This is a genomic window from Methylobacter arcticus (assembly GCF_050917435.1).
Taxonomy (GTDB): Bacteria; Pseudomonadota; Gammaproteobacteria; order Methylococcales; family Methylomonadaceae; genus Methylobacter_A; species Methylobacter_A titanis.
On record NZ_CP159583.1, the window covers coordinates 3773997 to 3792682 of the forward strand.

Consider the following 18686-nt stretch of genomic DNA (forward strand, 5'->3'; position numbering starts at 1 on the left):
GCGGCTGCCAAAATGCCTCTACAGGTCATAACTGTCAAAGGTTTTTAGTCTGCGAAGAGGACGGGGGACGGCAAAACAGCGTTGGGGAAAGTGACTTTTTCAGCCCCTGGATTGCCTCAGCCCGGTGCAATTGTTGTTTTCTACGCACCTTTTCAGCACCAAAACAACAAAAGCAGGTGAATTAGCCGTTACACATTAAATTTATCTTCAATTTTTTGTTTGTAGTTTAAATAATGGATGGTTTGTAGTTGCTCGGGGTTGTCGATTCGGAATGCGGAAAGAGGCAAGTCTATATCGGTGATGTGAATGGGATAATGACTGTTAGCGTTCCTGAATTGGAGTATATGTTGATAAGCGGCATAAAAGATTTGATTGCCGTGATCCAGCGAAGAGAACTCTTTTTCATTGCAGTAGATGGTATAGGAGATGCCCTTGTCGGTATCTTCCCCCGTTATGCGTAAGTTTAATTCCTGATTTGAAGAGCTTGTATTCAGTTGCACCGGATTAGATGAAAAGATGCCGTCAGGACTTTTCTCGATTGCGTAATATTCAAGGCTCAAAAAATTTTCAAACAGGGCGCGACTGATGATCGACTCTAAAAAAATGGCGTATTGTTTTAGCAGATGACAGGCACTAGCCTTGCTATGCAGCTGGGTATACAAGGCGCCTTTTTCATCAACGATATAGACGCTAATATCGGCATTATATTCATAGTAAAAAAGCTGGATGACTTGCGGCCTATTCAGCGAGTAAATAAGCGGGATCGGCGTATTTTCGAGAACCACGCGGTCAAAATGAAGGGTGCTAAATTGCTCCTGCGGACGGGCTAATTCGTTTAACAGTAGCTTTTCAGAGGCTAGTGCTTTGTAATTTAGCGTTCTATTCACCGACTGAAAGACATAAAACGAGGTTCCTCCAGGCAAAATATAACGGGGCGAAAGGTTATGCTGCGGCGTGGAGAAAAGTTTAACCAAGATGCTAAAAAGCACCTCAACGCGGAAGACAATGTCTCTAGCCCGATTCGGCGTGTGACAAACAAACTTGACGTTGCTCAAAGACAGTGGTTTTTGATGGGTATTAATGATATCGGTTAAACACTTAAATAAGCCATCCAAGCCGTTCTCATGACTGGTGGTAATCTCGCTCCAACTGGACAATGAAACCCGACTGATGGTTTGAATAAAGCACTGTCGGGTTACGCCATAACTCAGCGGGTCAGAGCGCTCACTCATCACGCACAGGCGCTCGTTATCTGAGATTCCCATGTTGATCAGGATCATGGAATGTAGAGGAGTCTTTTGGCTTTGGTAGACATCCAGCGGCGCGTCGAAAATAAAGTTCTGGGTTAAAAATAGGTTGATCTGCCTCAAGATTGAACGCAGTTCTGGGTCCGACATGTTAAGCGAATGTGAGCTGAAATTGATCAGCAAATGTTTGTGATAGAGGCCATTGATGACCAACCAGCAAAGCGTCTCTATTAAAGTCCGGCATTTTTGTATCGGCTCAAAATCTTTAGCCGTCGCCGTCTGCACGTATTTCAGATATAAAGCCCACCCACTGTTGTTGCCTATAGGGCTGTTTTCTACGATAGATAATGCATTTTCTTTTGAGTGAACCTCAGAATGGGTGGTAATGATTTCAATCTTACCCGGTTTTTTTTCTAAAACTGAATGCAGCTTCCTGCCTAGCAATTTAAGATCATCGCTATTTTCCTGGTTTGGCTTCACATGCTCCCTGGCGAAACCCATGATCATGCGGTAGCATTGCGTCAATTGCTGCACAATAATGGCATGTTCTGCTGTGGCTTTTTGTATATCCCATGACCGTATATGCTTAAGGCCATCAATCGTAGTTATGGGCCAACTCCAGCATTTAGCAATATGCTGGATGTATTGCTCTCTGGATGCACGGATTGATGCATCCAGAGCGTTATCGGATGAGCCCATCACTTTTAAATAAAAATTTTGGCGAGCCAAGGCTAATCTGTCGTGACTATGCGTTTTTTGTAAATATTTTTCGACTTTCTGATAAATGAGAAAATACGGATCCAGATCGGTTATTAGAAAAGTGCCCTGAAAAACGGCTTTTTTGATGTCTCGGCATAGCCATTCGGTCACAGGGTATTCGCTGGCATAGCATTCCATTAATAGCAGTTTCAATAACGACTTGTGCGGAGAATGTAAGGCTTTATAAAGATGCCAAAGGGTTGCGCTGATAAACTCCTCGGCCGGGACTGCTTCGAAACCGCCAAAATCGATAAGCTCATGTTCGGGAATGAAGCGATTACTGGTCAGATGTTCGATATAGCGAGTGTAATTGCCTTCTTCATGAGCAGGAACCAGCCACCATGCCGGACTTTTTCCGGCAATATAAATTGCCGTTCGGTAAAATTCTTCAAGCAGCAGATAATGCTGCGATTGACCACTGCTTTCAGTAGAAATCGGCGTGTTTTGGCCGAGTCGAAATTGTCTACTGTCCATTAGGAAAAAATGGACTTCCAGCCCTAATGATTCGGCCCAGATTTCTATCGCCGACGCTTTTTGTTGCAGCTCATTAATGGCGCTGGTTGCTAAGTCGGATTGATGACATAACCAGATGTCCATATCGCTGGTTTTTGAAAAGGCAACGCTACCGACACTGCCCATTAAAAACAGCCCTTCAATAGAATAAATATGGGCTGGTGCCCAACTATAATTGAAATTTCTTGCAAACTGCCTAGCGGCATTTATTGTCTGAATATCCGGTTTGTATTCCGATATACCTGCGGGGGTAGTTGAGGAAATAAATCCCGGCAACATGGCAAAGTTACCATGAAAAAGCAAGGGCAATAACTCTAAGAATATTCGCTGACGAGGCTGCAAAAATTCTTGAATACGCTGTGCACGAAGCTGATTCAGCTGCTTAAAGCGTTTTTTTATCGTTTGGAGGTCTTGTCTGCTGATTTCTTCGCCGGGCGAACCTAAATGGATGACCGGCTGTTGGTGAGATTTGATCATGGTGAAAATAAAAATATAGGCTAGATTTTTACGGTTTTCTATCTGAATTATAACGATAAGCCGAGCTCTGATTAAGCATAATGTCAGGCGAGAACATCAACGAACGCGTTTAAATAAGATATCTGCAGAGACTACGTGCATTCGCCGATGTCTTCAAACCAAAGCTGCGGCGATTGCTCGATAAAGCGCCGCATCAACGCGACACAATCCGCATCGTTCATTTCGATAACCTTCACGCCGGCATCTTTGAGCCAATCCAAATGACCTTCAAAATTGACCGACTCTCCGACCACGACGGTACCGATAGTAAATTGCCGGATCAAACCCGAGCAATACCAGCAAGGTGCCAAGGTCGTCACTAAAATCTTGTCGCGATAATCGGTTTGACGACCGGCGTTACGAAAGGCATCGGTTTCACCGTGGGCGGACGGATCGTTGTCCTGCACCCGGCGATTGCGCCCGCGTCCAAGCAGCTTGCCGGTAGCATCGAACAATGCCGCACCGACCGGTACGCCGCCTTCAGCAAAGCCGCTTTGCGCTTCGGCAAACGCCACTGACAGCATGTTTGCATAGTTCATCGAGAGTTCTCCACAGTGGGGTTATCGGCACAGGACAGCGATTCTACAGTGAATCGGGCTACCCCAACAAAATACCGAGCAACAACTCTAATAGAAAATAAATCGCCTGTTATAATGGGCAGCTTTTTAGACGCATTAAAACAAGGGTTAGTAAGATGAATTGGGGATATTCTGTTGCCGGTTTTGCCGTAGGAATTTTGGTCGGATTGACTGGCGTAGGCGGCGGGTCATTGATGACGCCGTTACTGGTGTTCCTGTTTGGCTTTAAGCCTGCTATCGCGGTGGGTACCGATCTTTTGTTTGCAGCGATCACTAAAACCGGTGGCGTGTGGGTGCATCACAATAAACATAGCTCGGTTGATTGGAAAATCGTCGGTTGGTTGGCGCTGGGCAGCCTGCCTTTTGCGGTGGCTACCTTATTTGTACTGAAACATTTAAGCGCAATCGGCAAGGAAACTTCGGGGGCGATTACTTTCACCTTGGGGGTCGCGCTGCTGCTGACCGCTTTCTCGCTGATCGTGCGCAGCGTGTTATTAAACCGGGCGGCAAAGCTTAAGCCTATTGAGGACGAGCAGAGCACGCCCGAAAATGCCGGACGCTTCAAGCATCTGCAAATACCCGCCACCGTATTGATCGGCGCAGTGCTGGGCATATTGGTGACGCTGTCGTCTGTGGGCGCCGGTGCGCTGGGTACGGTCGCGCTGTTATTTCTTTACCCCAGAATGACCACGCTGAAAATTGTCGGCACCGATTTGGCTCATGCTATTCCGCTCACCGCAGTCGCTGGATTGGGTCACCTTAGTTTAGGTAACGTCGATCTGATTTTATTGGGCAGTCTGCTGATCGGCTCATTACCCGGGATCTGGATCGGTAGCCACTTGGGTGCCAAAATTCCTGAAAGAATTTTACGGCCGATTTTGGCGATTATTCTGATATTAATCGGGCTTAAATTTGTGTTGCAGTAACAATGTGTAGAAACTACATTTTCCGCTGAACAATAAGAGGATCAGACCATGACCGACACTATCCGTCCACCCCTGCCGCCCTTCACTGCCGAAACGGCAGCGCAAAAAGTACGTGCCGCCGAAAACGCATGGAATAGCCGCGACCCGGAAAAAATCGCGTCGGCTTATACCATTGATAGCCAATGGCGTAACCGTGCCGAGTTCCTGACTGGCCGCGACCAGATTGTGCAATTTCTACAGCAAAAATGGGCTAAAGAACTGGATTATCGCCTTATAAAAGAGCTGTGGGCTTTTCATGAGGCACGTATTGCCGTGCGTTTTGCCTATGAATGGCACGATGCTTCCGGCAACTGGTTTCGCTCTTACGGCAATGAAAACTGGGAATTCGACCACAATGGCCTGATGAGGCGGCGCATAGCCAGCATCAACGACTTGCCGATAGCCGAGGCGGAGCGAAAATTTCATTGGCCGTTGGGGATCAGGCCCGCTGACCGCCCCGGACTGTCCGAACTGGGTTTTTGAGCTTATTTGAAGCATAAAATGAGTTCGGTGCCAGTTGATTTGCCTGTATTAAGGCGTATATCTAAACGTTAAAGACCGCCGCTAGTCGCGGTTGTCATCATTAAAAATTAACAGGTGGGTGAGTTATGAAGGATAAATTAACCAATCAAAGTGACGCTGAAAAATTACAGCCATTAAAACGTCTGACAGCTATCGTCTATCTGTGTCAGGTGCTGGCTTTCGCATTTGCCGGGTTGCCATTGCTGATAGGAGTGGTTATCAACTTTATAAAGCGAGCCGAAGTTCAGGGAACTTGGCTGGAATCCCATTTCGACTGGCAGATCATAACCGTTTGGATCGCTCTGGCCGGTTTCGCCTTGGCTGGATTAACTTTTGAGTTCGGTGTCGGATTTTTTATTCTGATTGCCACGTTAATACTGATGGTATACAGAATCGTCATCGGCTGGACTGCTTTAAATGCCGACCGGGCGGTTAAGGAATAAATACTGTTGCGCAAGGGCGACCGGCCTGTCGCCCTTACAGTGTATCGCGTGTTCGGGTTCGCTCGTTGCCCCGTATTTAATCATTTCTTAATATTCCACTCGTTATACTGGGCGTTTGTCACCCTACGCGTAGCTTATGTATATGACTAGTCAAGAAAACTTCACTATTAAAAAGTCAGCCCTGCCGCTTATGCTGGCGTTTGGATTAATGTTGCTTAGCGGCTGTCAGACTATGTCGTCACTTTTCTCTGATCAAGAAACAACGGCAGCCATCAAGCTTCCTGAGCCTCAACCCGAAACTGTAGCCACCCACGAATTCGAGCTGACTGACGATGACAACATGGTTGGCACGATTGCCGCAATCGACACCCGCGAGAATGATGCGTTGCCGGATATTGCCCGTCATTTCGGCCTAGGCTATAACGACATCAGCATAGCCAATGCCGCTGTATCCCCGTGGACACCCACGCCGGGCAGTCGGGTTTTGTTGCCGGTACAATTTATTCTTCCCGATTCGCCTCATCAAGGCATAGCCTTAAATCTGGCGAATATGCGATTGTTTTACTATCCTAAAAAACAGTCGAGCAAGGTTTACACCTATCCGGTCGGCATTGGTCGCCAGGGATGGAGTACGCCGATGGGCTTGACCCGCATCGTCGCTAAAAATGCCAATCCAAGCTGGACCGTTCCCGAATCCATTCATCGCGAACACGCCAAAAAAGGCGATGCATTGCCTAAGGTCGTCGGCGCCGGGCCTGATAACCCGCTGGGGCTTTATGCGATGCGCCTGGCTATTCCCGGTTATTTAATCCACGGCACCAACAAGCCTTACGGTATCGGCATGCAGATCAGTCACGGCTGTGTACAGATGTATCCCGAGGATATTGAAATGCTGTTTAAAAAAGCGGCGGTCGGCATGCCGGTGCGGATACTGCATCAGCCTTATCTGACCGCCTGGCATCAGGGCATGCTCTACCTTGAAGCGCACGAACCGTTACCAAAATGGGCAAAAAATAAAGCCCCGTTAAAAAAACAGCTCCTCAAGCAATTGCATGACCTCAGTGACCAAAAAAATGCGGCAGTCGATTGGGATAAAGTCGAACGCATACTCCAGCTTGCAAATGGTGTGCCCACGCCGATACTGATAAACAGCGCCGATGTGGCGGAAATTTCGGCAAACGCTGTGCAACTGAAACATCCCGGGCAGTTCTACGATCAGCCCGTTGTTGGTGCATTAAAAGACAGTGACTGGTCCATTTTGGTGGCCAGTTTTAATGATGAAACTCAGGCACAACAGCTGGCAACGATGTTGAATCATCAAGGGCCGATCATACCTGCCCGTAAAATCCAAAAAAATGATGCCTATCAAGTTATCGCCGGGCCTTTTAAAAATAAAACGGAAATGAAAGCCGCCGCAAAGCGTATCAAAATGGATTTTGAAATTAATGCTGAGCCGGTAAAGCCTCGCGTGACTGCGGTGAATTAGGCTAAAAAAATTATTTACCGCTGAGAATCATTCAATTCACTGGCTTTTCTAAATCTGCATCAATAAGCCATTGGCCTACACATTTAAACCATAGGTATCTACACAATAAGCTTGACAGTTTTCCATCGTTACGACTTATTGCAACGGGAGTGCAAGCTTTGCTTGCGCTTGCAGGCGAAGCCTGCACTCCAGATGCTAAAATTCAGGACGACTGGTATGCATTCCCACGCGGGAGCGATGAGGGCATCGCTCCACAATGGTCTATCCTCAAGTGCTATGTTTCAATCCACATCCGACCTCATCCGTCGAGTGACACCCGCCGACGGATAGAGGTCGGTGGATTTTCCTCCCCGCGAACGAGGAGGTTACCAAAAAGGATAACGACGCCAGTGCAGCGTTGTCAAACTCAAATAATCCCTGAAGGGGGAGGTTTCAGACCAGCGAAGAAATTTGATCAAATTTCAAATGACCGTCACGGCTTAAATCAGCAAGCCAGCCATTGAAAGCAGACTGCCACAGCTAACGGCGACATAGGCTTTTTGTTCGCTTTATTCACACTCGACTAGCCCCCGCATTTTTACGTGCGTTACCGTACCGACGCCACTAAGTTTTACGATTAGACTATTTTTTAGCGTCTGAAATGATGCAGTGATAACCTAAGCGGAGGCATACAAATGCTGAAATTACAGGAGCATAGACGAAAAAAAAGGCTTGCTGACCCCGGTGGCGAGGATCACCCAATACGCTTTGAGTTGTTTAGCAACGAACGCCTGGCGCAGCATGCCGTTAGTTTAGCAAAAGCGCAAAAAGCCGAGATCCGTCCCGATGGACTCAAACTGATGCCAAGAGTCCGCGAGAATTCGAGGGTGTTGTTTGAGGCTTACAAAGCTACAGGTAAGGCGGCGCGTGAACATCGCGCCATTACACCGGCCGCAGAATGGCTACTTGACAATTACCATGTGGTTGAAGAGCAGATCAATAATATCAACCTCTACCTGCCTGAAAAGTTTTATCGGCAATTACCCAAGTTAACCGATGGCTTCCTTATCGGTTATCCGCGTGTTTATGGCATTGCCTGGGCGCTGGTCGCTCATACCGACAGTCGTTTTTCTCCTGAACAGCTGACTCTTTTCCTGAGCGCCTATCAGGAAGTTCAGCCGCTCAGTATTGGCGAGCTTTGGGCCATACCGATCACGCTACGTATCCTGATGATCGAGAATTTGCGCCGCTTGGCATTAAAAGTCATGCGCTCACAAGCCGGGCGACAGCTGGCTGATGACTTTATTAATCAAGCCGACAATCCCGATTTTTCGGCCAAGACCGCTGTACTACCCGCCGCGCCTTTGCGCCAGGCCTTTGCGGTTCAGATCATACAGCGCTTGCACGAACCGCATCCCGGTACCGCACCTGCACTCGACTTCCTGAATCCGTGGCTGAGCGAACTGGGCGTTACCCTGGATGAAATCGTACACCGTGAACACGCCGGTCAGATTGCAGCCAATCTGACCGTACGCAATATCATCACCAGCCTGCGAGACATATCGGCGTTCGATTGGCCACAATTTGTTGAAGAGTCGAGTCTGGTGGATAAATGTCTGCGCACTCATCCCACTTACAACGCGATGGATTTTCTTACCCGCGACCGCTACCGTCATGCGATTGAAGATCTTGCCAAACGTTCGTCGTATTCCGAGGTAGAAATAGCCGCTAACGTCATCGACAAGATTGATCGTGTCGATAAAGAATCTGGCGCTGGCCGGCAAATACTCGAGCCCGGCTATTATTTGATTGGCCCCGGTCGGCGCGAATTCGAACAAGAAGTCGGCTTTCGTCCTACTTTCAGCCAGAAACTACTGCGTATTTATATCGCCCATGCGGCCTATACGTATCTGGGCAGTCTCACTGTGGCTACGCTGATGTTGCTGGCCCTGCCTCTGAGCGCCGCTTTTGAGGCTGGACTAGGCAGCTTGCCGCTTGCCCTGATGGCGCTGTTTGCATTATCTCCTGCTTCGGATATTGCCACGAGTTTGGTCAACCGCTTCGTTATTAGCGTGGTGCCGCCACGCCATTTACCCAGACTCGAATTGAAACAAGGCATTGCTGATGCCTTACGCACCTTTGTGGTGGTACCGACCCTGTTTGTCAACGAACAGAACGTGAAAAAACAATTCGATGAATTGGAAGTTCACTACTTATCCAATCCGGGCGGCGATGTTCGTTTTGCGCTGTTATCCGATTGGCTGGATGCGGATCAGGAAACCCTGCCTGAAGATGATCTTTTGTTGAGCGTTGCCATTACCGCCCTTGATGCGCTTAATGCCAAGTATGGAGAACAGCGGTTTTTTCTGTATCACCGCAAACGTAAATGGAACCCAAGCGAAAAAAAATGGATGGGGTGGGAGCGCAAGCGCGGCAAGCTGCATGAATTTAATCGACTGCTGCGCGGTGCAGACGATACGTCTTTTATGCCGATTCATGGCAAACCTGCGTTTGCTCCTCCGGGTGTCCGTTATGTGATAACCCTGGATGCCGACACCAAATTGCCTATCGATTCGGTGCGTCAATTGGTGGGTACAGCCGCACATCCGCTCAATTGGCCTGTCATTGATCCGGTCACGAATTGCATTATCAGCGGCTACAGTATTCTCCAACCTAGAGTGACAGCGACCCTGCCCCACCGGCGGGAACACTCGTTGTTTCATCGACTTTTTTCCGGTGCGTGCGGCATGGATGCTTATTCGACCGCAGTGTCCGAAGTCTATCAGGACCTGTTCGGACTCGGAACCTATAGCGGCAAGGGCTTATATGAGGTTGATTCCTTTGAAGCCGCTTTGGCCGGACGCATTCCCGAAAATACCTTGCTCAGTCACGACTTGCTTGAGAGCGTGTTCGCCCGCTGTGCCTTTGTCAGCGATATTGAGTTGTTTGAAGAATTTCCTTCGCATACGGAAGTTGCCGCGTCTCGCTCGCACCGCTGGGCGCGTGGCGACTGGCAGTTATTGCCCTGGATTTTCGGTGCCCTCGGCCAAGGTATGCCGCTGATCGGACGCTGGAAAATGCTCGATAACTTACGCCGGACTTTCTCCGCGCCTGGCGCCTTTTTTACCCTGTTGGCGGCTTGGGCTATTCCAGCCGCGCCACAATGGATACTGATGGGTATGGTATTCGTTGCGCTGAGTATTCCCGCCTTACTGGCTATCGTCGCCGGAATAAGACTGCGCGCCGACATTCCGTGGCGTAATCAGCTGCGTTCCACCGCAGAAAATGTCGTCATGGGCATAAGCCATAGCCTGGTCTCGTTAACCCTGCTGGCGCAACAGACTGCGTTGATGACTGACGCGATCGTCAGCACCTTGGTGCGGCTGTTTATCACCCGACGAAAATTGCTTAGCTGGGTTACTGCGCTGCAAGCCAAAACGGCGGCGGGGCAATCGGTGAAAAATCTTATTCGGCCCATGATTAGCGTGACTATCGTGGTCGTTTGCGCGGGCTCGGTCGTGCTGTTATTCAATCCCGCGTCGATGGAGCTTGCAGCGCCGTTCCTGCTGTTGTGGTTATTGTCTCCGGTCATTGCCCATATCCTGAGTCTGCCGCCTAAACCGGATCAGGCTGAAGCATTACTTCCTGAGGATGCTTTGCAGTTACGACAAGTCGCCAGACGTACCTGGCGATTTTTTACCACGTTCGTGACCGAGCAGGAAAATTATCTGCCGCCGGATAACTTTCAGGAAGATCCTGATCCGGTTATCGCTCAGCGCAGTTCGCCGACAAATTTCGGCCTTTATCTGTTATCGGTGCTCGCCGCCCACGATTTTGGCTGGCTAGGGCTTATAGATACCATTGACCGGCTGGAGGCAACCCTAAACACGCTAAACAAACTGCCGCGACTGCATGGACATTTTTATAACTGGTACGACACGCGCAGTTTGCACCCGCTGGAACCCAGGTATGTATCGACCGTGGATAGCGGCAATTTGGCAGGACATCTGCTGGTGCTGGTGCAGGGATGTAAGGAGTTGACGCAGCAACCGTATCCGTTTGCCACCGTGTTAAACGGTATTGCCGATACTCACCGACTGCTCATATCTGCACTTGCCAAAACCAACGATGACCAGCGTATGCTGATAGTGACGCAGGAAGAACTGCAGAAAAAAGTAGAAAAACTTGGCGGCTTGTTGGCCGACAGTCCTGTCGGCCATGCGGAATGGCTAAGTTTGTGGCGGCTAATCACGCCATGCGCCGATAACCTGTTGGATTTGGCGCGCACTTACGCCGCTGAACGCGGCGAACTGCTGGATGACAGCGAAGTGCTGGCATGGGCGACTATGCTGCACGATGACATCCATTCTCATCAACGTGACCTCGAAAACCTAGGCTCATCGATACCTGTCGGGCTTCCGCTTGATGACCACCCGCAAGCGGAAGTGCAACGCTGGAAAGTACTGGTTCGGCGGATACATGCGCTGGAAGAACAAGCGCATCAACTTTTCGTCAACATGGATTTTCGTTTTCTCTATGATCAAAACAGGCACTTGTTTTCGCTTGGCTACCGCGTTGAAAGCGGTGTTATCGATGACAGCTATTACGATCTGCTCGCCTCGGAAGCGCGCCTGACCAGCCTTATCGCTATCGCCAAGCGTGAAGTGCCGAGTATTCACTGGTTTCACTTAGGACGGCGGGTGACACGTACCGCGAACGGCACCGTATTGCTGTCCTGGTCCGGCTCGATGTTCGAATACCTGATGCCGTCACTGGTGACTTATACGCCGCGCTACAGCCTGCTCGATCAGACTTGTCGTCTGTCCGTGCAAAGCCAGATTGAATACGGGGAAGAACACAATGTGCCGTGGGGCGTCTCCGAATCGGCATTTAACGGTCGCGACCGTTGGTTCACTTACCAGTATTCCGCTTTCGGCGTACCCGGTCTGGGGATGAAACGGGGACTCGCCTTTGATCTGGTCATCGCTCCTTATGCCACAGCCTTGGCGGCGATGTACCACACGCATGCGGCGGCGATGAATTTCGAGCGTCTGGAACAACTGGGCGCTTTGGGGCGTTACGGCTTTTTCGAGGCGCTCGATTTCACGCCGACGCGACTGGCGGAAAACCAAAAGGTAGCGTTTGTGCGCTGCTATATGGCGCATCATCAAGGCATGTCGTTGGTGGCTTTGGCTAATGTCATGCTTGACGCGGTCATGCGCCGCCGTTTCCATCGTACCCCGATGATTCAGGGCGCTGAAATGTTATTGCAGGAACGGGTTCCGCAGGGTTCTGACAGCGGCATTCCTGACTTTACCCAAGCGGAGGCTGAAGTCAAAGAAATAGTACAACCGTCAGTGCGCCGCGAGCCTTCGCCGATGTCTCTCGTACCCTCAGCGCAGTTGCTTTCCAATGGCCGTTACGGGGTGATGGTCACCGCCGCCGGTTCCGGCTACAGTGTTTGTAAAAAGCTGGCGGTAACCCGCTGGCGCGAGGATGTGACGCGCGACTGCTGGGGCAGTTATGTCTATTTGCGCGATATGGCTAGCGGCAGGATTTGGTCTGCCGGATACCAACCGACGGCGGCGGTTCCGGATCAATACGCGGTAGTTTTTCTCGAAGACCGGGTGCGCATCTCTCGCGAAGACGGCGCTATAGCCAGTCACTTGGAAATCATTGTGTCGCCGGAGGATGACGCAGAAATCAGGTGTTTAAGCTTGACCAATAACGGCTCGCATACCCGGGAAATTGAGCTGACTTCCTACTCGGAAATTGTGCTGGCGCCACCTCTGGCCGATAGCGCTCATCCCGCATTTTCCAATTTGTTCATCCAAACCGAGTTCCTGCCGCAGGCATGCGCACTCATTGCGCAACGGCGGCCTCGGGCAGCACATGACCCTCAAATTTGGGCGGCTCATGTGCTGGCGTGTAGCGACATCGGTGAAGGCGTTCAATATGAAACCGACCGGGCAAAATTTTGCGGTCGCGGTCAAACATTGCGCGCACCTGCGGCCGTGATCGACGGTCGTCCGCTCAGCAATACGGTCGGCGCAGTGCTTGATCCGATTTTCAGTTTGCGTACTCGGGTCAGCATCGAAGCGGGCGCGACGGTTCATGTGACCTTTACCACCTTGGTTGCACCGTCACGGCAAGCCGTTGAAGAGTTAGCCGACAAGTATCACAACGCGGCTACATTTGACCGGGTTTCCAATCTTGCCTGGACCCATGCGCACATCCAATTGCGGCATCTGCGCATCAAGCCTGACGAAGCCCAGTTATTTCAATCCCTGGCCAATCGCTTGCTGTATGCCGATCCTTGGCTGCGAGCGAGCAGCAAGCTTATGCAGCTGAACCGGTTAAATGTCACCGGTTTATGGCGATTCGGTATTTCCGGTGACCGTCCGCTAGTATTGCTGCGGGTAATGTCAACCGATGACCGGGCTATTGCCGATCAGTTATTGCGCGCCTACGAGTATTGGCGCATGAAGCGTTTATCGGTCGATCTGGTGATTTTGAATGACAAAGAAATTACCTATGCCAATGAATTGCAGACCTTATTGGAAAGTATGGTTCGCGAAACTCAAGCGTTTACCGCGATTCATGAATGCGACGGGCAGGGAGAGATTTTTGTGCTGCGGGCCGATCAGATCTCAGAGGAAGAGCGTGTGCTGTTGAAATCCTCGGCTCGCGTGGTGCTTTTGAGTAGCCGCGGCACCTTGGCCGAGCAATTGATGCGGCATCCTAAACCAACGCCGGAGTTTATCCCAAGCAAAGCCTTGGCAGCATCCGGCGTTGACAGCAGTGGACCGTTAATCGCGCCTACAGAGCTCGAATATTTTAACGGGCTGGGCGGCTTTGCCGACGGCGGGCGCGAATATGCGATCGTGCTGGGTAACGGGCAATGGACGCCGGCACCCTGGATTAACGTGATCGCCAACGCCGAATTCGGCTTTACGGTCTCGGAGCTGGGCAGTGGCTGTACCTGGAGCCTTAACAGCCGGATGAACCAGTTGACCCCGTGGTCGAACGATCCGGTCAGCGATCCGCCCGGCGAAATATTTTATCTGCAAGATGTCGAAACCGGCGATTTGTGGAATCCGACAGCGTTACCGATTCGAGTGGATAATGCCCGTTATGTGATTCGCCACGGCCAGGGCTACAGTCGTTTCGAGCATGCCTCTCACGGTATCCATAGCGAGCTGCTGCAATTCGTCAGTCCGGACGATCCGGTTAAAATTTCGGTTCTGACCTTGAAAAACACGTCCGGTCGCCCGCGTAAACTGTCGGTTACCGCCTATGTGGAATGGGTGCTCGGCGCTTCTCGAACCAGCACCGCGCCTTATATTGTTACCGAATTGGATCAGGCGACCGGCGCCCTGTTTGCTTACAACCGCTTGGATATGGATTTTGGCCGGCGCATTGCTTTTGTCGATATGGTCGGCCTGCAACCTACCTGGACGTGCAATAGAACCGAATTTATCGGCCGTAACGGCAGCCTGGATGCGCCGCTGGCCTTGAGCCTAGCCAAAGCGCTTAAACACCGCGTTGGCGCAGGTCTTGATCCGTGCGCGGCATTAACGACGCCGATAGAACTGGCAAGCGATCAATGCATCGAAATCGTTTTTCTGTTGGGGCAAGGCAATGACCGCGACCATGTTCGCGAACTGATCACGCGTTATCGGTCTGCGGATATGCAAAAAACTTTCGTTGAGGTGAAACAATTATGGTCCAAGACACTCAGAAAAATTCAGGTAAAAACGCCGGACAGAGGCTTGGACTTGATGCTGAACGGTTGGCTGCTGTACCAGACCCTGAGTTGTCGAATGTGGGCGCGAGCCGCATTTTATCAGGCAGGCGGGGCTTTCGGTTTTCGCGATCAATTACAAGACAGCATGGCGCTTGCGGTAGCCCGGCCCGATCTTGCCCGCGCTCATATCCTCCGTGCGGCGACGCATCAGTTTGTCGAGGGCGATGTGCAGCATTGGTGGCACCCGCCTTCCAATCGCGGTGTGCGCACCCATTTTTCCGATGACCTTGTCTGGCTGCCTTATGTGACATCCCACTATGTCAAGGTGAGTGGCGACAGCGCGGTACTCGACGAAATAATGCCGTTCCTGGAAGGGCCTATACTCATGCCGGAACAGGAAGATGCCTATTTCGAGCCGACGCAATCGGAGCTGCAAGCCAGCCTGTTTGAGCACTGTGCGCGGACGCTGGATTTGAGCTTACAAGTCGGCGCACACGGTCTGCCGCTGATGGGCAGCGGCGATTGGAATGACGGCATGAACCGCGTGGGTCATCTGGGTAAAGGCGAGAGCGTCTGGCTCGCCTGGTTCCTGATAGCTACGTTGACGGAGTTTGCCGATCTGGCCCAAGTGCGCGGAGACACCGAGCACGCCGCACGCTGGCGCGAACACGCTGCCAAGCTAAGAGTCGCAGTGGAAGCGGAAGGCTGGGATGTGTCTTGGTACAAGCGCGCCTATTACGATGACGGCACGCCGCTGGGGTCTGCGGCCAACGCCGAATGTCGCATCGACTCGCTGGCGCAAAGCTGGGCCGTTATTTCCGGCGCCGCCGACCCCGAACGGGCGCGGCTGGCGATGAATTCGGTTCGTGAATATCTGATACGCTATGGCGACGATCTGGTGTTGCTGTTCACGCCGCCTTTCGATAAGACCCTGCTGGACCCCGGTTATATCAAAGGCTATTTACCGGGCGTACGGGAAAATGGCGGACAATATACCCATGCGGCGATCTGGTGCGTTATCGCTTATGCGATGCTCGGCGACGGCGATCAGGCGACCGATCTTCTGCACATGCTGAATCCGATCAATCGCACCGCTAACCGGACCGGCGTCTATGCCTATAAAGTCGAGCCTTATGTGCTAGCGGCCGATATCTATGCGGTACCGCCTCACGCGAGGCGCGGCGGTTGGACTTGGTACACCGGCGCTGCGGGATGGTTTTACCGTGCCGGTCTGGAATGGCTGTTGGGCCTGAATATCCGCGCCGGCAACATGCATTTCAATCCATGTATTCCGCGTGAGTGGCGCAGTTACCGCTTAAGCTATCAGCATGAAGAAACCGGCTATGAAATTACCGTCAACAATCCCGACGGAGTGTCGAAGGGCATCGTGTCGATTGAGTTGGACGGCGTAGCGCAAGCAGAGGGTGAGGGTATCCCGCTGCTGAACGATGGACAGAACCATCAGGTGTTGGTGCTGATGGGGTGATTACCGTTCCCACACAGCGCGTCACTGCCATTAAGTTAAGCACAATAACGTCGTAGGAGCGGGCCGTACCCGCGATGAAGCAGCTGCAATTCTGCAATCGCAGCCCAAATGTCGCGGGCACGGCCCGCTCCTACAACACTTAGCTAATGGCAGTGATACGCTGAGTGGAAACGAGGTAAGGTAACGTTTAGCCTGCAACCAACAGCTTCTCGAATTCATCAGCGGCCACCGGTCTGGAAAACAGATAACCTTGCCCGTAATCGCAACCGGCGGCCATCAGTAAATCGCACTGCTCCCGGGTTTCTATGCCTTCTGCGATAACCTTGATGCCCAATTTATGCGCCATCACGATTATCGCTTCGCACAGCGCCAGCTCATTGGCATTGGGACCGAGGTTGCGAGTAAACGACTGGTCAATCTTCAGATAGTCGATATCGAATTTTTTCAGGTAGGATAATGAAGAATAGCCTGTGCCGAAGTCATCCAGCGATACCTGAATACCGGCATCCCGAAAAGCCAACAATTGGTCGATAATCAGGGTTCCGGCATCCATCAGCAACCCCTCGGTAATTTCTACGACTATGCTTTGTCCGGGCAGGCCGAGTTCGCGCAAATATTCGAACCAGGCAAGATGTCCATTGCCCTCTTTTTGAAATTGTACCGGCGATTTGTTAATACTGACCTGGAAATCGTCATGGTGCTTTCGCCATTGCGCCGCCTGTTGCGCCGCCTCGCGAAACACCCACTCGCCGATGTCGATGATCATGCCGGTTGCTTCGGCGACCGGGATAAAGTCAGCCGGGCTGATCAATCCGCGGGTCGGATGCTGCCAGCGAATCAGCGCCTCCGCTTTGCGGATAAAACCGGTTTTCAATTCCACAATCGGCTGGTAAGCCAGCCAGAACTGGCGTTCGGCCAGCGCATGACGCAAATCATTGATCAGCCGCATTCGGGTCAGTGCGGCTTCCTGCATGGAGAGGGTAAAGTAGTGACGACAGTTGCGGCCCTGATCCTTTGCCGCATACATGGCCTGATCGGCATTTTTGATCAGCACGTCGATGTTATCGGTATCTTCAGGATATAAGGTGATACCGATACTGACCGATACATAGGCAATTTCGCCCGCTAACTCGAACGGTTTGGTCAGTTGATACAGGATGTCCTGAGCGATGCGTTCAATACTGTCTTGCTCTTGCAATTCAGCCAGAATAATGGTGAATTCATCGCCGCCCAGACGTGCGACGGTGTCGGTATTGCGTACGCAATTGAGCAAACGTTGCGCCATCTCCTTAAGCAGCAGGTCGCCTTTGCCGTGTCCCAGGGTATCGTTAACATCCTTGAAATGATCGAGATCGAGAAACAGCAATGCCAGCGGCAGGCCCACCCGTCGGGATTTCTTCATTTCCTGCGCCAGTCGTTCGTAAAACAGGTGGCGGTTGGGCAGTCCGGTCAACGAGTCGAAGTTTGCCTGCTGCCAGATGGTTTGTTCCGCATGTTTCTGATCGGTGATATCCGAGAACATCGCAACCCGATGCCGTACCTTGTTTTGGTCGTCGTAGACAGTGTTAATCGTCAACCATTCAAGGTAGGTTTCGCCATTCTTGCGCCGGTTCCATATTTCACCCTGCCAATGCCCCGTTGTTTCCAGTGTATGCCACATGATCTGGTAGAACGCTTCGTTTTGGTGTCCTGACTTGAGCAGCGTTGTGGATTGACCGATAGCCTCCTGCAATGAGTAACCGGTCAGTTCTGTGAAAGCCGGGTTGACGGTGACAATCCGGTTATCGGCATCGGCCACCATGATGGCCTCGCCAATCGCCTGATAAACCAGGTTCGCGAGTTTCAGTTTCTCTTCATTGACTTTACGCTCGGTAATATCGACGAGTATCACGCGACAGGTCTGGTCGTCATCGTTGGCAATGGCTTCGAACTGTACAATCAGCATCGGGCTCCGGTCGACAGGGAGCAGGGTCAGCTCACAGTTTTGAGCCGTTCTGCCGACAAATACGCCGGATAGGAAATCGTTAAAAACGGGCAAGGAATCAACGCTGATGAAGCTTGAAAAGCGTTGCTGTTTTAGCTGTGAACGGAATATGCCCAACTGCCTGGCGGCCTTAAGATTGGTCTGCAAGATAGCGCCATCGCGCCCCAGCGTAAGATAGCCGACCGGCGCCATGTCATAGAGTTCGGTGTAGCGTTCCAGGCTCGCTTCCGCTTCAAGCTGCGCTACCAACAGCTCCTCATTTTGCATTTCCAGCTCGATCTGGTGAACCTGTAATTCGTGCAGCAGTTTTTTTGCGTCCATTTCAATGCCGGATACGCTTGACTGTTGTTGGGCAAGCTGTTGATTGGCGCGGCGGCGCAGCTTGTCGGTATCGGTAAATGGTTGGTTTGTTTTTGTCACACGTTCTCTCTGTACATTGTGAATATCCCAATATTTTTGCA

General features: G+C 51.3%; 8 protein-coding genes. 5 read left to right on the plus strand and 3 right to left on the minus strand.

The features are described from left to right. Nucleotides 1–188 precede the first annotated feature (188 nt). Both ABXJ76_RS18035 and ABXJ76_RS18040 read right to left on the minus strand, forming a co-directional pair. On the minus strand, nucleotides 189–2996 hold the full coding sequence (locus tag ABXJ76_RS18035) for a class I adenylate cyclase (RefSeq protein ID WP_432742603.1): 2808 nt from the start codon (nucleotides 2994–2996) through the stop codon (nucleotides 189–191). 131 nt (nucleotides 2997–3127) lie between these two features. Further along, complete coding sequence (locus ABXJ76_RS18040) at nucleotides 3128–3574, minus strand: nucleoside deaminase (RefSeq protein ID WP_432742604.1); 447 nt, start codon at nucleotides 3572–3574, stop codon at nucleotides 3128–3130. Nucleotides 3575–3729: 155 nt separating this feature from the next. Between ABXJ76_RS18040 and ABXJ76_RS18045 the strand changes: the two genes are divergently transcribed. The 5 genes from ABXJ76_RS18045 to ABXJ76_RS18065 all read left to right on the plus strand — a co-directional run bounded on the left by ABXJ76_RS18045 (nucleotide 3730) and on the right by ABXJ76_RS18065 (nucleotide 16241). Further along, nucleotides 3730–4539, plus strand: a complete 810-nt coding sequence (locus ABXJ76_RS18045) for a sulfite exporter TauE/SafE family protein (RefSeq protein WP_432742606.1) — start codon at nucleotides 3730–3732, stop codon at nucleotides 4537–4539. A gap of 48 nt (nucleotides 4540–4587) precedes the next feature. Next, entirely contained in the window at nucleotides 4588–5061 is a 474-nt protein-coding gene (locus ABXJ76_RS18050; protein ID WP_432742608.1) for a DUF1348 family protein, read from the plus strand. 125 nt (nucleotides 5062–5186) lie between these two features. Next, nucleotides 5187–5543, plus strand: a complete 357-nt coding sequence (locus ABXJ76_RS18055) for a DUF4870 family protein (RefSeq protein ID WP_432742610.1) — start codon at nucleotides 5187–5189, stop codon at nucleotides 5541–5543. A 142-nt stretch (nucleotides 5544–5685) separates the two neighbouring features. Further along, entirely contained in the window at nucleotides 5686–7029 is a 1344-nt protein-coding gene (locus ABXJ76_RS18060; protein WP_432742612.1) for a L,D-transpeptidase family protein, read from the plus strand. 674 nt (nucleotides 7030–7703) lie between these two features. Then, the gene (locus ABXJ76_RS18065; protein WP_432742614.1) at nucleotides 7704–16241 is read left to right on the plus strand and encodes a GH36-type glycosyl hydrolase domain-containing protein; all 8538 of its coding nucleotides are present in this window, start codon (nucleotides 7704–7706) and stop codon (nucleotides 16239–16241) included. A gap of 187 nt (nucleotides 16242–16428) precedes the next feature. Here the strand turns inward: ABXJ76_RS18065 and ABXJ76_RS18070 are convergent, their stop codons facing one another. Further along, nucleotides 16429–18645, minus strand: a complete 2217-nt coding sequence (locus ABXJ76_RS18070) for an EAL domain-containing protein (protein ID WP_432742616.1) — start codon at nucleotides 18643–18645, stop codon at nucleotides 16429–16431. Nucleotides 18646–18686: the final 41 nt, after the last annotated feature.